The organism is Streptomyces sp. NPDC005262, assembly GCF_042872425.1.
Lineage (GTDB): Bacteria > Actinomycetota > Actinomycetes > Streptomycetales > Streptomycetaceae > Streptomyces.
Genome location: NZ_JBIAKK010000003.1, coordinates 257,591 through 272,398 on the forward strand (window position 1 = coordinate 257,591; position 14,808 = coordinate 272,398).

Sequence of the window (14,808 nt, forward strand, 5' to 3'; positions counted from 1 at the left end):
CGGGCCCTCGCCGACCCGATCGCGAAGTCGCCCTGTACTGGAGCGCCCTCCCATCAGCCCGTGACGATTCCGGCGACGAGATTGATGGTGGTGGCCAGGATGCTGGCGCCGAAGACATAGGACAGCAGGCAGTGCCGGAGGGCGACCGCGCGGATCGTGGAACTTGAGACGTCGGTGTCGGAGACCTGATAGGTCATTCCGAGGTTGTAACTGAAGTAGAGGAAGTCGCTGTACTGCGGCGGGTCGTCGGAATTGAAGTCGATCCCACCCTCGGGACTGAGGTAGTAGAGGTACGCGTAGCGGGTGGCGTACATCAGGTGGAGTGCCGCCCAGGCCAGGAACACGCCGCAGAGTGCCGTCGCGGCCGCGGCGTGGCTCAGTTCCGAGTCGCCGACCAGGAGCAGCATCACGATGCCGACCAGTCCGCACAGGGCGGACGCGACGACGACGAGCTCCTCGATGACGGGCCGGAACTCCTCGCTCCGGACGTGGCGGCGGGTGGTGGCGGCGTCCATGGGCCACAGGACGATCCAGCCTGCGACGACGAAGCTTGTCTCAGCCGTGGCGATACCGGCGAGAATTCCCAGCGGTGTGTTGGTCAGTACACCGACGACCGAGCCGATCACCGCTCCGACCACCGTCGCACCGGCGAGTCGGGGAACGGCGGAAAGCGCCAACCAGCGGTTCATGGACCTCAACAATGACTACCTCGGCAGTTCGGTGAAGTGTCTCAGGCTTCGAGTACCACCACGGCCTCGTCGCATACGTCAGCGTCCCGTGGAAGTACGACTCGACGCTCTCACGTCGTGCCCCACGGAAGGCGACCGATCAGGTCGGACCTGCCCGATCCTGGACCTCCGGAGTGGCCACCAGGTGGACAGCGGCCCTGGTCGGCGGCGGGGTGTCGACGGGCTGAGCTACGCCCATGTGGCTCCCATCGAACAATGAGACGCACAGCGACAGAGAGGACGGCGTCAGGGTATCCGTGTGCGAACCGGACGGCAGCCCTGCAGCACGACGCCGTGTCCCCTCGGAAGAACTCCCCGGGGTCGCACCACGCCTCACCCGACCGGTCCCGCGGCGCACGGAACGGCTCAGCCACAGACGTGGAAGCCGCCGCGAAAGCCGAGTGGCGTCCATTGGTGGACGGACATAGCCTGCCCGAAAGTATCGTTTTGTCACCCCACGCCCACATGGTGGAAGGGCCGAGAGACTTGAGCGCCGACAGTGATGAGCAGGAACGCCTGGAGCCCCAAGTGGGTCCCGCCCCCGAGGGGAATCCGGAGTTTCGCCCCTACCACCACCCCGCTGCGGGCTGGGGCGCGGCCAAGAGCGTGAGCCGTTTCCTGGTACGCGAGGGCGCGCTGGTGGACGGTCCGCGGGCGATCATGCGGATGAATCACGAGAACACCGGGTTCGACTGCCCCGGGTGCGCGTGGCCGGACGACACCAAGGGGCTGCACCTGGACATCTGCGAGAACGGAATCAAGCACGTCACCTGGGAGATGACCCGCAAGCGGGTCGGACGCGAGTTCTTCGCCGCCCACTCGGTGACCGAGCTGTCCGGGTGGAGCGACTACGACCTCGAGAACCAGGGCCGGTTGACCGAACCGATGGTCTACGACCCCGATTCGGACCACTACGTCCCGATCAGCTGGAAGGACGCGTTCGAGGTGGTCGGCCGTGCTCTGCGCGAGCTGGACAACCCGAATCAGGCATCGTTCTACACCTCCGGCCGGCTCGGCAACGAGGCCACCTTCCTCTACCAGTTGATGGCCCGTGAACTGGGCACGAACAACCTGCCGGACTGCTCCAACATGTGTCACGAGGCCAGCGGTCGCGCGCTCTATGCGTCCCTGGGCACCGGTAAGGGGACCGTCGACCTCCAGGACTGGGAGACCGCCGACGCCCTGTTCATCCTGGGGGTCAACGCCGCGTCCAACGCGCCCCGGATGCTCACGGCCCTTGCCGAGGCCTACCACCGCGGCGCCCAGATCGTGCACATCAATCCGCTGGTCGAGGCGGCGGCCACACGCACCATCGTCCCGCACGACTTCACGGACATGGCCCTCTTCAAGACGACCCGTACCAGCACGCTGAACCTGCAGCCGCGTATCGGCGGCGACATGGCCCTGCTGCGCGGCATGGCCAAGGCGATCCTGGAGCAGTCGGAATCCGACCCCAAGGCTCTGGACCGGGAGTTCATCGACCGCCACACCGCCGGCTTCGAGGAATACCGCGCGCTGTGCGAGGCCACCCCGTGGGAGGAGATCGAGCACCAGTCCGGGCTGAGCCGCGCCGACGTCCTCAAAGCGGCGCGCGTGTACGAGGAGGCCGACCGCAGCATCGTCAGCTGGTGCCTGGGCATCAGCCAGCACGAGCACGGCGTCGACACCGTCCGGGAGATCGTCAATCTGCTTCTGCTCCGCGGCAATCTGGGCCGGGAAGGAGCGGGCCCCTCCCCCGTCCGAGGGCACAGCAACGTCCAGGGCAACCGCACCTGCGGCATCGACCACCGCCCCGAGGACGCGTTCCTGGACCGCCTCGCCGAGGTCTGCGACATCGAGCCGCCCCGCGAGCACGGCCTGGACACCGTCCACACGGTCAAGGCCATGCACAGCGGCGATGTGAAGGTGTTCGTCGGCATGGGCGGCAACTTCGCCCTCGCGGCGCCCGACACCCCGTACACCTACGCGGCGCTGCGCAACTGCGACCTCACCGTCCAGGTGAGCACCAAGCTGAACCGCAGCCACATCGTCCACGGCCGCCGGGCCCTCATCCTGCCGTGCCTCGGCCGCACCGAGAAGGACCACCAGCGCAAGGGCATCCAGAGCACGTCCGTCGAGGACTCGATGAGCATGGTCCACCTCTCGATCGGGATGAAGCGCCCCGCCTCCTCGCACCTGCTGTCCGAGCCGGCCATCATCGCCGGCATGGCCCGGGCGGCCTTGCCCGACAGTGCCACGCCCTGGGACTGGTACATCGAGGACTACGACCGCATCCGGGACACCATGGCCCAGGTCCTCGACGGTTTCGAGGACTTCAACCGCCGCGTGCGCCTGCCCCTCGGCTTCCGCATCAAGCAGCCCGCCCGTGAGCTCGTGTTCCTCACCCCGTCCGGACGCGCCGAGTTCTCCACCGCCGCCCTGCCCGACGTAGTCCCCACCCCTGGCACCCTGGCGCTGGGCACCATGCGGTCCCACGACCAGTGGAACACCACCATCTACTCCGACAACGACCGCTACCGGGGCGTCAAGAACCTGCGCACGCTCGTCTTCATGAACCGCGGCGACATGCGCGAGCGCGGTATCGCCGACCTCGGCCCGGTCGACATCACGAGCACCGCGAAGGACGGCAGTCAGCGATCCCTCAGCGGATACCTCGCCATCCCCTACAACATCCCCCGAGGCTGCGCGGCCGGCTACATGCCCGAGATGAACGTGCTCTGCGCGCTCAGCGACTACAGCACCCAGAGCGACCAGCCGATCATGAAACACGTCAAGGTCACCATCGGCCCCGCCGCCTGAGCGCGGGAGCACGCACGGCGGAGCTCCACGTAGCGTCACCGCCACCGGACGAGCCGCTCCAGGAGAAGGTAGGCACGTTGCTCCGCGGCGGCGAATTCGGTGGGATCGATCTCCGCCGGCCAGAGCTCGCCCGCCGCGGCGTCATCGGCCTCACGCAACTCCACCACGGCTGCAGCGAGGTGCTTCTGGACGATCGGGAACGACGGCTCCAAGCGGTCGTCCAACGTATGCTCCGCACGCTCGGACGCCTCCCTGCACGCGGCCAACGCGCGCTCTGCTCGGACCGCGGCACGGTCATGGACCACCAGGAGCGCACAGCCCAGACCGCTGACGATCCCGAGGATGCTGCTCAGCGCCCGGTCCTGGACAAGGGCTCCGACAGGTGAGGGCGAGGCCAGGTCGCTCAGCAGTAGCGCCAGCGGCGTGAGGAAGACGACGCCGAGACCGTAGTTGCGGGCCACGACGTACTCCAGCATGAACTCCAGGACAACGATCACGAGGACGAACAGCACGGGATCGGGGCGCGCCGCCAGCACGCCGAGAGCGAGCATCAGTCCGGCAACTGTGCCCAAGGTGCGCTGGACGGCTCGCTGCGCCGCGGTACGGACGTTGATCGAGTGCAGCACCGCGGCCGCGGAGATCGCCGCCCAGTAGCCGTGACCGAGGCCCAGGAGAAGGGCCATGCCTCCCGCCAGTCCGGTGCCGAGGACCATCCGCAGGGCGGGAACGAGCAGGACCGACGCGTGACCGGGGCCGCCGTGGCGCTGTCCCGACACCAGTTCCGCGGCGCGCAGTTCGGCGGCGCGCCGGGTGGCGGGATCGGCCGGAACCGGCTCGGGGCCCGTCACGGAGCCCACGCCGGCCTGGGCGACCACGGACAGGCGTGAGAGCTCCGGAAGCAATTGCGGAATCCGGCGGCGACGGCTGACGAGCAGACGGACCTGGACGCGCAGGTGCTGCGCCAGACCCGTCGGGTCATCGGGTGGCCGACGGGCGGAACCGATCAGCAGCGACCAGGAGAGGTCGGTCAGACTCACGCACGTTCCGCCCCGGCCGCCCCGCTCGGTGGCCGTCGGAGGCATGAGGCCCAGAGTCCGGTACGCCTGCAGAACAGCAGCTGTCGCCCGGTGCCGGGCGAGCCCGCTTCCGTCCCCTGCGCCGGTTGCCTCCAACAGCTCCGCGAGCTCGCGCAACGCCGTAGCCACGGCGAGACGCTGCGGACGATCCGGGTGAACGAACCACCCCGCCACAGCCAGTGCCCAGGCCACGGCCGCCCCGGATGCGGCCAGGGCGGTCTGGGGAAGGATGTCGGCGGGGGCCGGCGAACCGTTGGCCGATACGGCGAAGGAGAAGAGCAGCAACACCGCACCGAGCCCGCTGAGACGTGCCGCGTCACAGGCGAGCTTCGCCGCACCGGCCACCACTGCCATGGCCGCGACCACCACTGCTGCGCCTGCTCCCCCCTCCCGGGGCTGGGCCCACGCGGCGAGAGCAGAACCGCAGCCCACACACGCTGTCATGGCCGCCGCGACCAGCGCGAGGACACGGGCACGACGCGCGTAAGGCAGGTTGCGGCCGAACGTGGTGGTGAAGGAGCCCAGCATGGCGTAGACAGCCTGATCGGGCCGCCCGGCGAGTGCCATCGGGAGCGCCGGCAACGCCATGGCCAGCGCGGCGCGCAGAGCGAAGGACAGTGCACCGTCCACGCTCTGCAGAGCGAGTGCGCCACGCGGGGAGAGAGCGCGCCCCACACGGGACGCCGAAGGCCGCCGACCGCTCCCCATCACGGCAGGGAACGGAGGACGGAAACGGGGCATATGCGCTATATATCACCAAACTTCGAGGGGGTCATCGATCACTGAATCCACTGGTGCGCCGGGGGGTCTGCGGTACGTCGGTGCTCAACTCGCGCCGACCCACTCCCCGTCACCGTCCGAGACCCGCGGCCGGTCAGCCCAGGAGGTGTGCTTGCCTCGCACTCTGAGGCAAGCACACCCCCCGTGTTCAAGCGCGGTGCTACGCGGCGGAGGACGGAAGCTGCTTCATCTCGTCGACAGCCTGTCGCACGGTGATGGCCGAGGTGAAGAGAATGGTGCCGGGCTCGATCTTCCCGGAGTCGCCGCCGTGGGGGCGAACCTGGATGGTGCGCTCGCCCAGGTAGGTGTAGGTCTTGGCGTCGAAGATCCATTCTGTGCGGGCGCCGGAGGTTTCGTCGAGCCGCGCGACGGCCACACCGTGGCGGCCGGCCGCGTCCACGGCATCCTTGACCAGGACCACGCCGGGGATCTTGGCCGCGGTCTTGAACAGGGCGACGCTGAGGTCTGCAGGAGGCATGGATTCGCTGAGGAGGTCCCCGATGGTGGTGAATGCCTGCTGGTCGGGGCTGTTGCCCTGTCCCTCGGTCTCCTTGTAGATCTTCGCCAGAAGTGCGTCGGGGTCGGTGGTCAGGGTGGCGAGATAGTCGTACGACGGGCTGCCCAGCCGTGCGGGTTCGATCTCGCCTTTCTCGTTGACGGGGTCGATGGTCTCGCCGCCGGGCGGGGAGACGGCCGGGTCGATGAGCCAGCCCTTCGCGCCGTCGGTCGAGCGCCAGGTCTGTCGGCGGTGGATGCGATCTCCGACCACGGTGGTCTTGTCGCCGACCGTCTTCTCGTAGGTGGTGCCGACCTGGCTCTCGATGTAGACGTACTGCCCCGCGCGCACGGTGGCCGCCGGGCTCTTCGCCGCGGTGAGTGAGATCTGGTTGAGCAGCTGCGGCAAACCCTGGGCGGTACCCACACCGACCTGTGTGGTGAGCGCCGGCCCGGCGAGGGGGGATCCATCGCTGCCGCCGGAGCCGGTGAAGACGAGGACACCGGCAGCGATCACCGCCAGCGAGCAGGCGGCGGCCGGGATGACGATCAAGGGCCGGATGAACCGGCGTCGACGCGCGGGCGCCGCGGGAGTGGGTGCGGTGGCCCGAGCGGCCGACTGCGTGTCCTGCTCGATGAAGTTCATCAGTTCTTCCCTGTGGAAGGCGTGGCGGCCCGCGGGGAAGTCGGCTTCGTCGAGGGAGACCAGACGTGCTGTCTCCTGCCATTCATCAGGCGTAAGACGGGACTGGCTCATGTTCACCGGGTTCCTTCCTGGACGGGCCGGGCCGCTATGTTGCGGTCTCCTCTTACCTGTCGATCCGCAGGCCGGGGTTCCCGGAAATCTGCCTGCATTTCCGTATCCGCGAGTTTGCGCAGCTTGGTCCGGGCCCGGGAGAGACGGGAGCGGACCGTTCCCACCGGAACGCCGAGGAGCTGGGCGGTGGTGGCGTAGTCCAGGCCCTGCCACAGGCACAGGCTGAGCACTTCGCGCTCGGCGCGCCGCAGCCCGGCCAGAGCGGTGGCGGTGGCGGCCAGGCGCCGGCGGTCATCGATCCGGCCGGCGACCTCGTCGGCGTGATCGGCCACCTCGGTCTCCGCTCGGGCGGCGGCGAGAGCCGCCGCCTTGAAGCGGCGGTTGCTGCGCGACTGGGCGCGGACCAGGTTGGTGGCGATGCCCAGGAGCCAGGGGCGCAGGCTGCCGCCGTCGGCGTCGACCCGCTGATGGCCCCGCCACGCCTCCATGAACGTCGCGGACACCACGTCCTCGGCCGCCGCCCAGTCCGCGGTCAGCCGAAAGGCGTGGTTGTAGAGGATTCGCGCGTACTCGTCGAAGAGCTCCGCGAAGGCCTGCGGATCCCCTGCGCGAATACGCGCTCGCATAGTTGTCGTCACATCAGTCAGCTGTCGGTTCCGAGTACGGGGTTCCCGAGACGTGCGTCACAGTCGCACGGACCGGCAGGCCGATGGGCGTCGCTGACGACTACGACCGTTCCTGCGCTGGCGAACTGGCGGGGGTGAGTGCGATGGGCGAGGACTGCGGGCCGGCGCTGGTCCCGGCAGATGAGCCGGCTCGAAGCTGCCGTCGCCGGTGCACCTCGGACGGCGAGCAGTGACCTGGCGGCTATGGATTCGAGAGGGTCAGTGCCTGCTCCAGTTCCGCCAGCGTCGCGGCGTGACCGAAGAGCCCGGGCATACCGCCCGAGTGCAGGAAGATCGTGCGTCGGCCGGGCGCCACGTCTCCTTCCTCGATCGCGGCGATCAGGCCGGCCATCGCGCGTCCCGTGTAGATCGGGTCGAGCACGATGCCTTCGGTGCGGGCGGTCAGGGTCAGTGCGGCCATGGCCGCTTCGGTCAATGTGCCGTAGCTGTCGCCGACCTGATCCGACCGCAGGCGCAACGTGTCCGGCGCGCAGTGTGTGCCGGACAGGCCGGAGGCCAGTTCGGACACGGTCCGGGCAGGATCGGTCACGGCACCGCAATGGACGCCGAGCACGCGCGCGGACCCGAGCGGATCGAGGAGTCCGGCCATGGTGCCACCGGAGCCGACCGCGACGACGACGGTCGCGAGGTCGGGAGCCTGGACGAGGAGCTCACGCCCGCACTCGGCGTAACCGCGAGCGCCCAGCACGCTGGAACCACCGAAGGGGATCAGCGCCGGGACGGCTCCCCTCCTCCGCAGCTCCTCCGCCACCTGCTCGGCAGCGGAGTCGAGCGCCTCGTCGTCGACATCACCGGCCCACACGACCGTGGCGCCGAAGAGAGCGTCGAGTGCGAGGTTGCCGGACGTCGACGATCCCGGTGCGCCGGCGAGCACGAGGACGACGTCGAGCCCCAGCCGGGCGCCGGCCGCGGCGGTCAGACGCGCGTGGTTGCTCTGCGGCGCACCGGTGGTCACAAGAGTCGTGGCGCCGTCGGCGAGCGCTGCGCCGCAGGTCCACTCGAGTTTGCGTACCTTGTTCCCGCCGCCACCCAGGCCGGTGAGGTCGTCACGCTTGACCCACAGGTCGCCCGCGCCGAGGCCGACTGCCCGGGCGAGGCGTGGCATGGGCTCGAGCGGGGTCGGCCAGGTCCCGAACACTGCTCGCTGCGAGGTAGGGCTGTCCGAGGTCATCGCCACCGCTTTCCGTCTGCGCCGCCGTGCGTGTGTCTGCGGATCATGCTCCCACGGTGGCAACCGCCCCGACGTCGGCGGTGTTCGACATCGCGGATCGTGGCTGGAGCCCACGCACACAGTGGTCATGGCAGCGCAGCCACCGGGCCACAAGAGGTCACCGCGCTCGTGCGCCGAGTCGCCGAGTCGCCGAAGTGAGGGAGCCGACGATGCGGCGGATCTTCGAAGACCGGCCCGCGGCGTCCGGTGCGGCGGCGTGAGGGGATGGGCGGTGCCCCGCGCCGGGTGGCGTACGCCCTGTCCCACCGCGACGGTGCCGCATCGCAGGACGGCCGTGCGATGCTGGTCCGGTGACGCTACCGGACCTGGTTCGGCTCCGCCGGACCCGCGACATGATGGACCGCGACTACGCGGAGCCGCTCGATGTCCCTGCGCTGGCACGCGCGGCCCACATGTCGCCCGGCCACTTCTCCCGCAGCTTCCGCGCCGCGTTCGGGGAGACGCCGTACAGCTACCTGATGACCCGCAGGATCGAGCGGGCCAAGGCCCTGCTGCGGCGCGGCGACCTGTCGGTGACGGAGGTCTGCTTCGCGGTCGGGTGCACGTCGCTGGGGTCGTTCAGCTCGCGGTTCACCGAGCTGGTGGGCGAGAGCCCGAGCGCGTACCGGGCGCGCCCGCACGAGCAGGACGCGGCCGTCCCGGCATGCATCGCCAAGATCTTCACGCGACCGATCAGGAACGCGGAACCGATCATGAACGGAGAAACGAAGCACGCTGCCCGCCCGTCCTGAGCTGCGTGGACATCAGGCTTCGGCAGTGCTTCGTCGCCGTCGACGACCACGACAAGGCGCTCGTCTTCCATCGGGAAGCGCCCGGAATTCGCGATCCGCGGTCAACATACTGTGCTCCGCCCGGCGCCGCGGCGAGTGAGCCTGTCGCGGGCCGGGTCACCGTACCGGCCGCGTCGGCCCGCAGCGTGATTCGATGTCCGGCCACTGTGCGGTCGTGTGTGTTCCGGGCGTTTCGACCGTCCGGAACACACACGACGCCAGACAGCAACGGGCCTACCTGGCGAGTTCGGCCGGTTCATCGAGCCGGGTCAGTTTCCGCGGGTTTGCGATCGCGTGGATCCGGGTGACTTTCCCGTTCTCCACCACGAGGCTCACCGCGGCCAGTCGGCCGTCGATCTCGATCCGACCCGCAGGCGCGCCGTTGAGCCACACGGCCGACACCACCCGGTCCGGGCGAGCGAGCATCTTCGCCACGAGTTCGGCCCCGTGGACCGGAGCCGGAGCGGCGGCCGCAATCCCGCCGCCGTCGGCGATCAGGACCACGTCCGGTGCCATGACGTCCAGCAGTTCCTGCAACTGACCGGTGCGCAGCGCGGCCAGGAACCGTTCCACCACGGCCTGCTGCTCCGACCGGCTCACCTGCACCCGCGGCCGCCGGGCCGCCACGTGCTCCCGTGCCCTGCGCGCGATCTGCCGCACCGCGGCCGCGGACTTCCCGACGGCTTGGGCGATCTCGCCGTACGGCATGTCGAAGACCTCGCGCAGCACGAACACCGCCCGCTCCGTCGGCCCGAGCGTTTCCAGCACGGTCAGCATCGCGATCGAGACGTTCTCCGCGAGCTCGATGTCCTCGGCGACGTCAGGGCTGGTCAGTAGCGGTTCCGGCAGCCACTCGCCGACGTAGTCCTCACGGCGGCGCGACATCGCCCGCAGACGGTTGAGCGCCTGCCGTGTGACGGTTCGGACGAGGTAGGCCCGCGGGTCCCGCACCTGCGAACGGTCGACGTCGGCCCACCGCAGCCAGGACTCCTGCAGCACGTCCTCCGCATCGGCCGCCGACCCGAGCATCTCGTAGGCGACCGTGAACAGCAGGCTGCGATGGGCGACGTACGGGTCCTCGGTCATGCCGGCGACGCCACGCCGGAACGCTCAGGACGACCGGCCAGCGGAATCTCGCAGCCATCGGAGTACCCCTGGGACGTGATCCCGTGCGCCGTATTGCACCTGGTCGCCAAGTTGGCGAAGCCGATGAACACGGTGAGTTCGACCAGCGCCGCCGGGCCGAGCCGGTCGAGCACACGCTTCGACAGCTCGTCGGTGACGGTCTGCGGCGTGTTCGTCATGGCCTCGGCGTACTCGAGTACGTCCCGCTCCAGCGGCGTGAAGACTTCCGACTGCCGCCAGCGCGGTACCTGGCTCGCCTTGGCCAGGTCCAGCTTCTGGTTCAGCGCGTGGAAGTAGTTGATGTCGAGGCACCAACTGCAGCCGACCTGTGCGGCGACGGCCATGTGCGCGAACGTCTTGAGACTCGCGTCGGCTGCGTCCCATGCACCTACCTTGGCCGAGAACTCCTGGTTGGCCTCGGCGACCTCGGGGTTGTTCCACAGCACCTCGACGGGCTCGGGCACGGCACCGAGCTGCTTGATCATGTTTTCGCGGAGTTCGGCGGGGAGCTCAGCCTTCGGGACCCGTGGCGTCATGGTGTACTCGTTGTAGGTCTGCCTGTGTCGAGGTTCGGCATGAAGACACCGCCGGACCCGCACATGTGACAACTGGGCTGAGGAGTCGTTCGAGAGCTCGGCACCTTGAGCTCCTCACCCAGCCCGCCCCACCGAGCGGAGGCACGACGGACGGTCCCCCATCGTCTGCGCCGCCTTCGAACGGACTGTCGGCGTGGCACGTCGGGGTGGGCCGCCCCGGCACAGATCCACGTCGACGCAATCCGGATGACCTCATGGCTCATGAACGAGACCGGACGCGATGTCGGAGAGCGCCACGGCAGTGCCGCGGATCCCCGGGCCCCGCATCGCCCAGGGGCCCGTCGACACGATGTCCTCGATCACCCTTCGGACAGCCGTGTCGTGCGACCGCGACTGCGGCTTGACCGGGCGTCGGATCCACCTCTGCAGTCTGTCAGAACTGTCTCGCAGATCGACCTGCTCTGAGAGGTCTCCGGTGCGGGCCGCGTGCCGGGCGGGCAGCGGATCGCGGTCGGGTGTGGTGATCGCCGGGTCAACCCTGCGCCGACCCTGACCGGACCATCGCCCCTGTCCGGCGGTCTCTGAGCACAGGGCTACCGGCCCCTCCTCCATCCCGTCCCGGCTCAGGCGTCCCGGGTGGTGGCCGTACTTCCCCCGGCCGCTCCCTCGCGACCTCGAGTGCCGTCCACGGCCCCGAACAGGCGCTCACCGCCCTGGAAGCCCTCCAGGGCATGACCGTGAACGCAGCCCTCACGGCAGGCGAGGAGCACGAGGCCGGCCGGATCGCCGTCGGCCACCGTGCCGACCTCACGGTCCTCGCCGACGACCCGCTCACCACTGCCGCCACCGACCTGCCCGAGCTGCCCGTGCTGCTCACGGTCCTCGACGGGGCACCCCACCCACCGCGACCCGAGCACCTGACCCGTCCCGTCGGGCGGCCGCCGATCGGACCTTCCCGCCGCGACGGACGTCGTCGCCCATTCGGTCCCGCCAGGGGTGCCGCCGGGCCGGGAAATGCGCACGCTGGACACGTCCCGGACGCTTCGTCGGCACACATGACACCGGAGGTGAACCGGGCAGCGCCGCCCGCACCGGGCCACTCGGCAGGTACCGGCGCTGATGTTTCCGCCCCTTCGGAACGTTCGATCGGACGCGCGCGGGCGGCCTTCGCCTCCGACGGCCGCAGGTCCGCGGGGTCCCGGGGTGTCGGCGCTCGTATCGTGCGGGAGGGAGCTGCCCGACGACGCCTGGGCGCTCCTCCCCGCCATCGGGCTCCTGCTGCTCCGGGCGCCGGGCGGCAGCTCGGCGTTAACAGCCCGCAGGCTCACGCCTGTGACCCGCTGCATCGGGTACCGGCGGGAACACCCCCTTCACCGCGCAGACGGAGGCACGAATGACCACCGCTCCGGACTCGGTCGGCACGATCACCGACCAGGAGGCAGCCGCTCTCGACGCCCATTGGCGCGCCGCCAACTACCTTTCCGCCGGGCAGATCTACCTCATGGCGAATCCGTTGCTGGCCGAGCCACTGCGCACCGAGCAGATCAAGCCACGGCTGCTCGGCCACTGGGGCACCTCTCCCGGGCTCAACCTCGTCTACACGCACCTCAACCGGATCATCAAGAACCGCGCCCAGGACGTGCTGTGCATCTGGGGCCCCGGGCACGGCGGCCCCGCGGTGCTGGCCAACTCCTGGCTGGAGGGCACCTACACGGAGACGTACCCGGACGTCACCCGGGACACGGAGGGGATGGAGCGGCTGTTCCGGCAGTTCTCCTTCCCCGGGGGCGTGCCCAGCCATGTCGCACCGGAGACCCCCGGCTCCATCCACGAGGGCGGCGAACTGGGCTACTCGCTCGCCCATGCTTACGGAGCCGCGCTGGACAACCCGGCCCTGCTGGTCGCCTGTGTGATCGGCGACGGCGAGGCTGAGACCGGCCCGCTGGCGGCCTCCTGGCACGGCAACAAGTTCCTCGACCCCGTCCACGACGGCGCGGTGCTGCCCATCCTGCATCTGAACGGTTACAAGATCGCCAACCCCACCGTGCTGGCCCGTATCCCCGAGGACGAACTCGATCAGCTGATGCACGGGCTGGGGTACGAACCGCTCCACGTCAGCGGTGACGACCCCGCGGCCGTGCACCGTGCCATGGCCGCCGCGATGGACACCGCCGTGGACAGGATCCGCGCCATCCAGCACGCCGCCCGCCACGGTGGAGAGCGCCGTCGGGCACGCTGGCCGGTGATCGTGCTGCGCACGCCGAAGGGCTGGACCGGCCCCGTCGAGGTCGACGGCCTGCCGGTGGAGGGCACGTGGCGCGCCCATCAGGTCCCGCTTCCCGCCGTCCGCGAGAACCCCGCTCACCTTGCTCAGCTGGAGGAATGGCTGCGTTCCTACGGTCCCGAGGACCTCTTCGACCCCACCGGGCGTCCCACCGAGCAGGTGTTGGCGTGCGTGCCGGAGGGCGAACGCCGCCTCGGAGCCACCCCGTACGCGAACGGTGGCCGGATCCTGCGTACCCTTCCCGTGCCGCCGCTTGAGCACTACGCGGTGCCCGTCGACAAGCCGGGGACGACCCAGCACGAGCCGACCCGCGTCCTGGGCGGGATGCTGGAGCGCATCATGGCGGATACCGCCCAGCGCAGGGACTTCCGTCTGTTCGGCCCCGACGAGACCGCGTCCAACCGACTCCAGGCGGTCTACGGAGCCAGCGGCAATGCCTGGCAGGAGCAGATGCTGCCCACCGACGAACACCTCGCCCGGGACGGCCGGGTGATGGAAATCCTCTCCGAACACACCTGCCAGGGCTGGCTGGAGGGCTACCTCCTCACCGGCCGTCACGGTCTCTTCTCGTGCTACGAGGCGTTCGTCCATATCGTCGACTCCATGGTCAACCAGCACGCCAAGTGGCTGCACACCTCTCGTCAGCTTTCCTGGCGCGCGCCGATCGCCTCGTTGAACTACCTGCTCACCTCACACGTGTGGCGCCAGGACCACAACGGCTTCTCACACCAGGACCCCGGCTTCGTCGACCACATCCTCAACAAGAGCCCCGAAGTGGTGCGCGTCTATCTGCCCCCGGACGCGAACACCCTGCTGTCCATCGCCGACCACGTGCTGCACAGCCGGGACTATGTCAATGTCGTGGTCGCCGGCAAACAACCCTGTTTCGACTGGCTCAGCATGGATCAGGCGCGTGCCCACTGTGCACGTGGCGTCGGCATCTGGGAGTGGGCCGGAACCGAGAACGGCGAGCGTGAACCGGACGTCGTCCTGGCCTGTGCCGGTGATGTCCCCACCCAGGAAGTGCTGGCCGCGGCCGACCTGCTCCGGCGTCACCTGCCGGACCTGATGTTCCGGGTGGTCAACGTCGTGGATCTGACCCGGCTGATGCCCGCGACGGAACACCCGCACGGTATGCCCGACGTCGAGTTCGACGCGGTCTTCACCACGTCCCGGCCGGTGATCTTCGCGTATCACGGCTACCCGTGGCTGATCCACCGGCTCGCCTACCGGCGGGCCGTCCACCCGCACCTGCATGTGCGGGGCTACAAGGAGTCCGGCACCACCACGACGCCGTTCGACATGGTGGTGCGCAACGACCTGGACCGCTACCGGCTGGTCATGGACGTCATCGACCGGGTTCCCCACCTCGGTGCCCGGGCCGCCGCCACCCGGGAGGCCATGGCGGACGCCCGCAGTCGCCACCACGACTGGATCCGCGAACACGGCGAAGACCTGCCCGAAATCGCCCAATGGACCTGGTCGTCGTGACACGTCTCACCTGACTCGCGCCGTCGGCATGAGAGCGGCGAGCCGCGTCG

General features: G+C 69.5%; 11 protein-coding genes. 4 read left to right on the forward strand and 7 right to left on the reverse strand.

What is annotated here, in order from left to right:
* Nucleotides 1-53: 53 nt before the first annotated feature.
* The gene (locus ACFYP5_RS11075) at nucleotides 54-689 is read right to left on the reverse strand and encodes a DUF1345 domain-containing protein (protein ID WP_389033494.1); all 636 of its coding nucleotides are present in this window, start codon (nucleotides 687-689) and stop codon (nucleotides 54-56) included.
* A gap of 504 nt (nucleotides 690-1,193) precedes the next feature.
* Here ACFYP5_RS11075 and ACFYP5_RS11080 point away from each other — a divergent pair.
* On the forward strand, nucleotides 1,194-3,527 hold the full coding sequence (locus ACFYP5_RS11080; protein ID WP_389034445.1) for an FdhF/YdeP family oxidoreductase: 2,334 nt from the start codon (nucleotides 1,194-1,196) through the stop codon (nucleotides 3,525-3,527).
* Nucleotides 3,528-3,562: 35 nt separating this feature from the next.
* On the opposite strand, the gene ACFYP5_RS11085 is transcribed toward ACFYP5_RS11080, so the two are convergent.
* The 4 genes from ACFYP5_RS11085 to ACFYP5_RS11100 form a co-directional block, all read right to left on the reverse strand.
* Nucleotides 3,563-5,344: an FUSC family protein gene (locus ACFYP5_RS11085; protein ID WP_389033497.1), complete on the reverse strand. Its 1,782-nt coding sequence runs from the start codon at nucleotides 5,342-5,344 to the stop codon at nucleotides 3,563-3,565.
* A gap of 199 nt (nucleotides 5,345-5,543) precedes the next feature.
* Complete coding sequence (locus tag ACFYP5_RS11090; protein WP_389033499.1) at nucleotides 5,544-6,635, reverse strand: CU044_5270 family protein; 1,092 nt, start codon at nucleotides 6,633-6,635, stop codon at nucleotides 5,544-5,546.
* A gap of 2 nt (nucleotides 6,636-6,637) precedes the next feature.
* Nucleotides 6,638-7,261, reverse strand: coding sequence for an RNA polymerase sigma factor (locus ACFYP5_RS11095; protein WP_389033502.1), 624 nt, complete (start codon nucleotides 7,259-7,261; stop codon nucleotides 6,638-6,640).
* Between the two features lie 241 nt (nucleotides 7,262-7,502).
* Complete coding sequence (locus ACFYP5_RS11100) at nucleotides 7,503-8,492, reverse strand: D-cysteine desulfhydrase family protein (protein WP_389033504.1); 990 nt, start codon at nucleotides 8,490-8,492, stop codon at nucleotides 7,503-7,505.
* 350 nt (nucleotides 8,493-8,842) lie between these two features.
* On the opposite strand from ACFYP5_RS11100, the gene ACFYP5_RS11105 reads away from it, so the two are divergent.
* Nucleotides 8,843-9,283, forward strand: a complete 441-nt coding sequence (locus ACFYP5_RS11105; RefSeq protein WP_389033507.1) for a helix-turn-helix domain-containing protein — start codon at nucleotides 8,843-8,845, stop codon at nucleotides 9,281-9,283.
* Between the two features lie 273 nt (nucleotides 9,284-9,556).
* On the opposite strand, the gene ACFYP5_RS11110 is transcribed toward ACFYP5_RS11105, so the two are convergent.
* Both ACFYP5_RS11110 and ACFYP5_RS11115 read right to left on the reverse strand, forming a co-directional pair.
* On the reverse strand, nucleotides 9,557-10,408 hold the full coding sequence (locus ACFYP5_RS11110) for an RNA polymerase sigma-70 factor (RefSeq protein ID WP_389033510.1): 852 nt from the start codon (nucleotides 10,406-10,408) through the stop codon (nucleotides 9,557-9,559).
* Nucleotides 10,405-10,983, reverse strand: a complete 579-nt coding sequence (locus ACFYP5_RS11115) for a carboxymuconolactone decarboxylase family protein (protein ID WP_389033512.1) — start codon at nucleotides 10,981-10,983, stop codon at nucleotides 10,405-10,407. The genes ACFYP5_RS11110 and ACFYP5_RS11115 overlap by 4 nt, the downstream gene beginning before the upstream one ends.
* A 731-nt stretch (nucleotides 10,984-11,714) precedes the next feature.
* On the opposite strand from ACFYP5_RS11115, the gene ACFYP5_RS11120 reads away from it, so the two are divergent.
* Together ACFYP5_RS11120 and ACFYP5_RS11125 are read left to right on the forward strand one after the other, a co-directional pair.
* On the forward strand, nucleotides 11,715-12,380 hold the full coding sequence (locus ACFYP5_RS11120; RefSeq protein ID WP_389033514.1) for an amidohydrolase family protein: 666 nt from the start codon (nucleotides 11,715-11,717) through the stop codon (nucleotides 12,378-12,380).
* Nucleotides 12,377-14,758 (forward strand): phosphoketolase, encoded by a 2,382-nt coding sequence (locus ACFYP5_RS11125; RefSeq protein WP_389033517.1) that lies wholly within the window; start codon nucleotides 12,377-12,379, stop codon nucleotides 14,756-14,758. Before ACFYP5_RS11120 ends, ACFYP5_RS11125 begins: the two co-directional genes overlap by 4 nt.
* Nucleotides 14,759-14,808 lie beyond the last annotated feature (50 nt).

Excerpts from the sequence above, each read along its gene's own strand:
- ACFYP5_RS11075 (WP_389033494.1), bottom strand. The coding sequence starts at position 689 with ATGAACCGCTGGTTGGCGCTTTCCGCCGTTCCCCGACTCGCCGGTGCG.
- ACFYP5_RS11080 (WP_389034445.1), top strand. The coding sequence starts at position 1,194 with ATGGTGGAAGGGCCGAGAGACTTGAGCGCCGACAGTGATGAGCAGGAA.
- ACFYP5_RS11085 (WP_389033497.1), bottom strand. The coding sequence starts at position 5,344 with ATGCCCCGTTTCCGTCCTCCGTTCCCTGCCGTGATGGGGAGCGGTCGG.
- ACFYP5_RS11090 (WP_389033499.1), bottom strand. The coding sequence starts at position 6,635 with ATGAGCCAGTCCCGTCTTACGCCTGATGAATGGCAGGAGACAGCACGT.
- ACFYP5_RS11095 (WP_389033502.1), bottom strand. The coding sequence starts at position 7,261 with ATGCGAGCGCGTATTCGCGCAGGGGATCCGCAGGCCTTCGCGGAGCTC.
- ACFYP5_RS11100 (WP_389033504.1), bottom strand. The coding sequence starts at position 8,492 with ATGACCTCGGACAGCCCTACCTCGCAGCGAGCAGTGTTCGGGACCTGG.
- ACFYP5_RS11110 (WP_389033510.1), bottom strand. The coding sequence starts at position 10,408 with ATGACCGAGGACCCGTACGTCGCCCATCGCAGCCTGCTGTTCACGGTC.
- ACFYP5_RS11115 (WP_389033512.1), bottom strand. The coding sequence starts at position 10,983 with ATGACGCCACGGGTCCCGAAGGCTGAGCTCCCCGCCGAACTCCGCGAA.
- ACFYP5_RS11120 (WP_389033514.1), top strand. The coding sequence starts at position 11,715 with ATGACCGTGAACGCAGCCCTCACGGCAGGCGAGGAGCACGAGGCCGGC.
- ACFYP5_RS11125 (WP_389033517.1), top strand. The coding sequence starts at position 12,377 with ATGACCACCGCTCCGGACTCGGTCGGCACGATCACCGACCAGGAGGCA.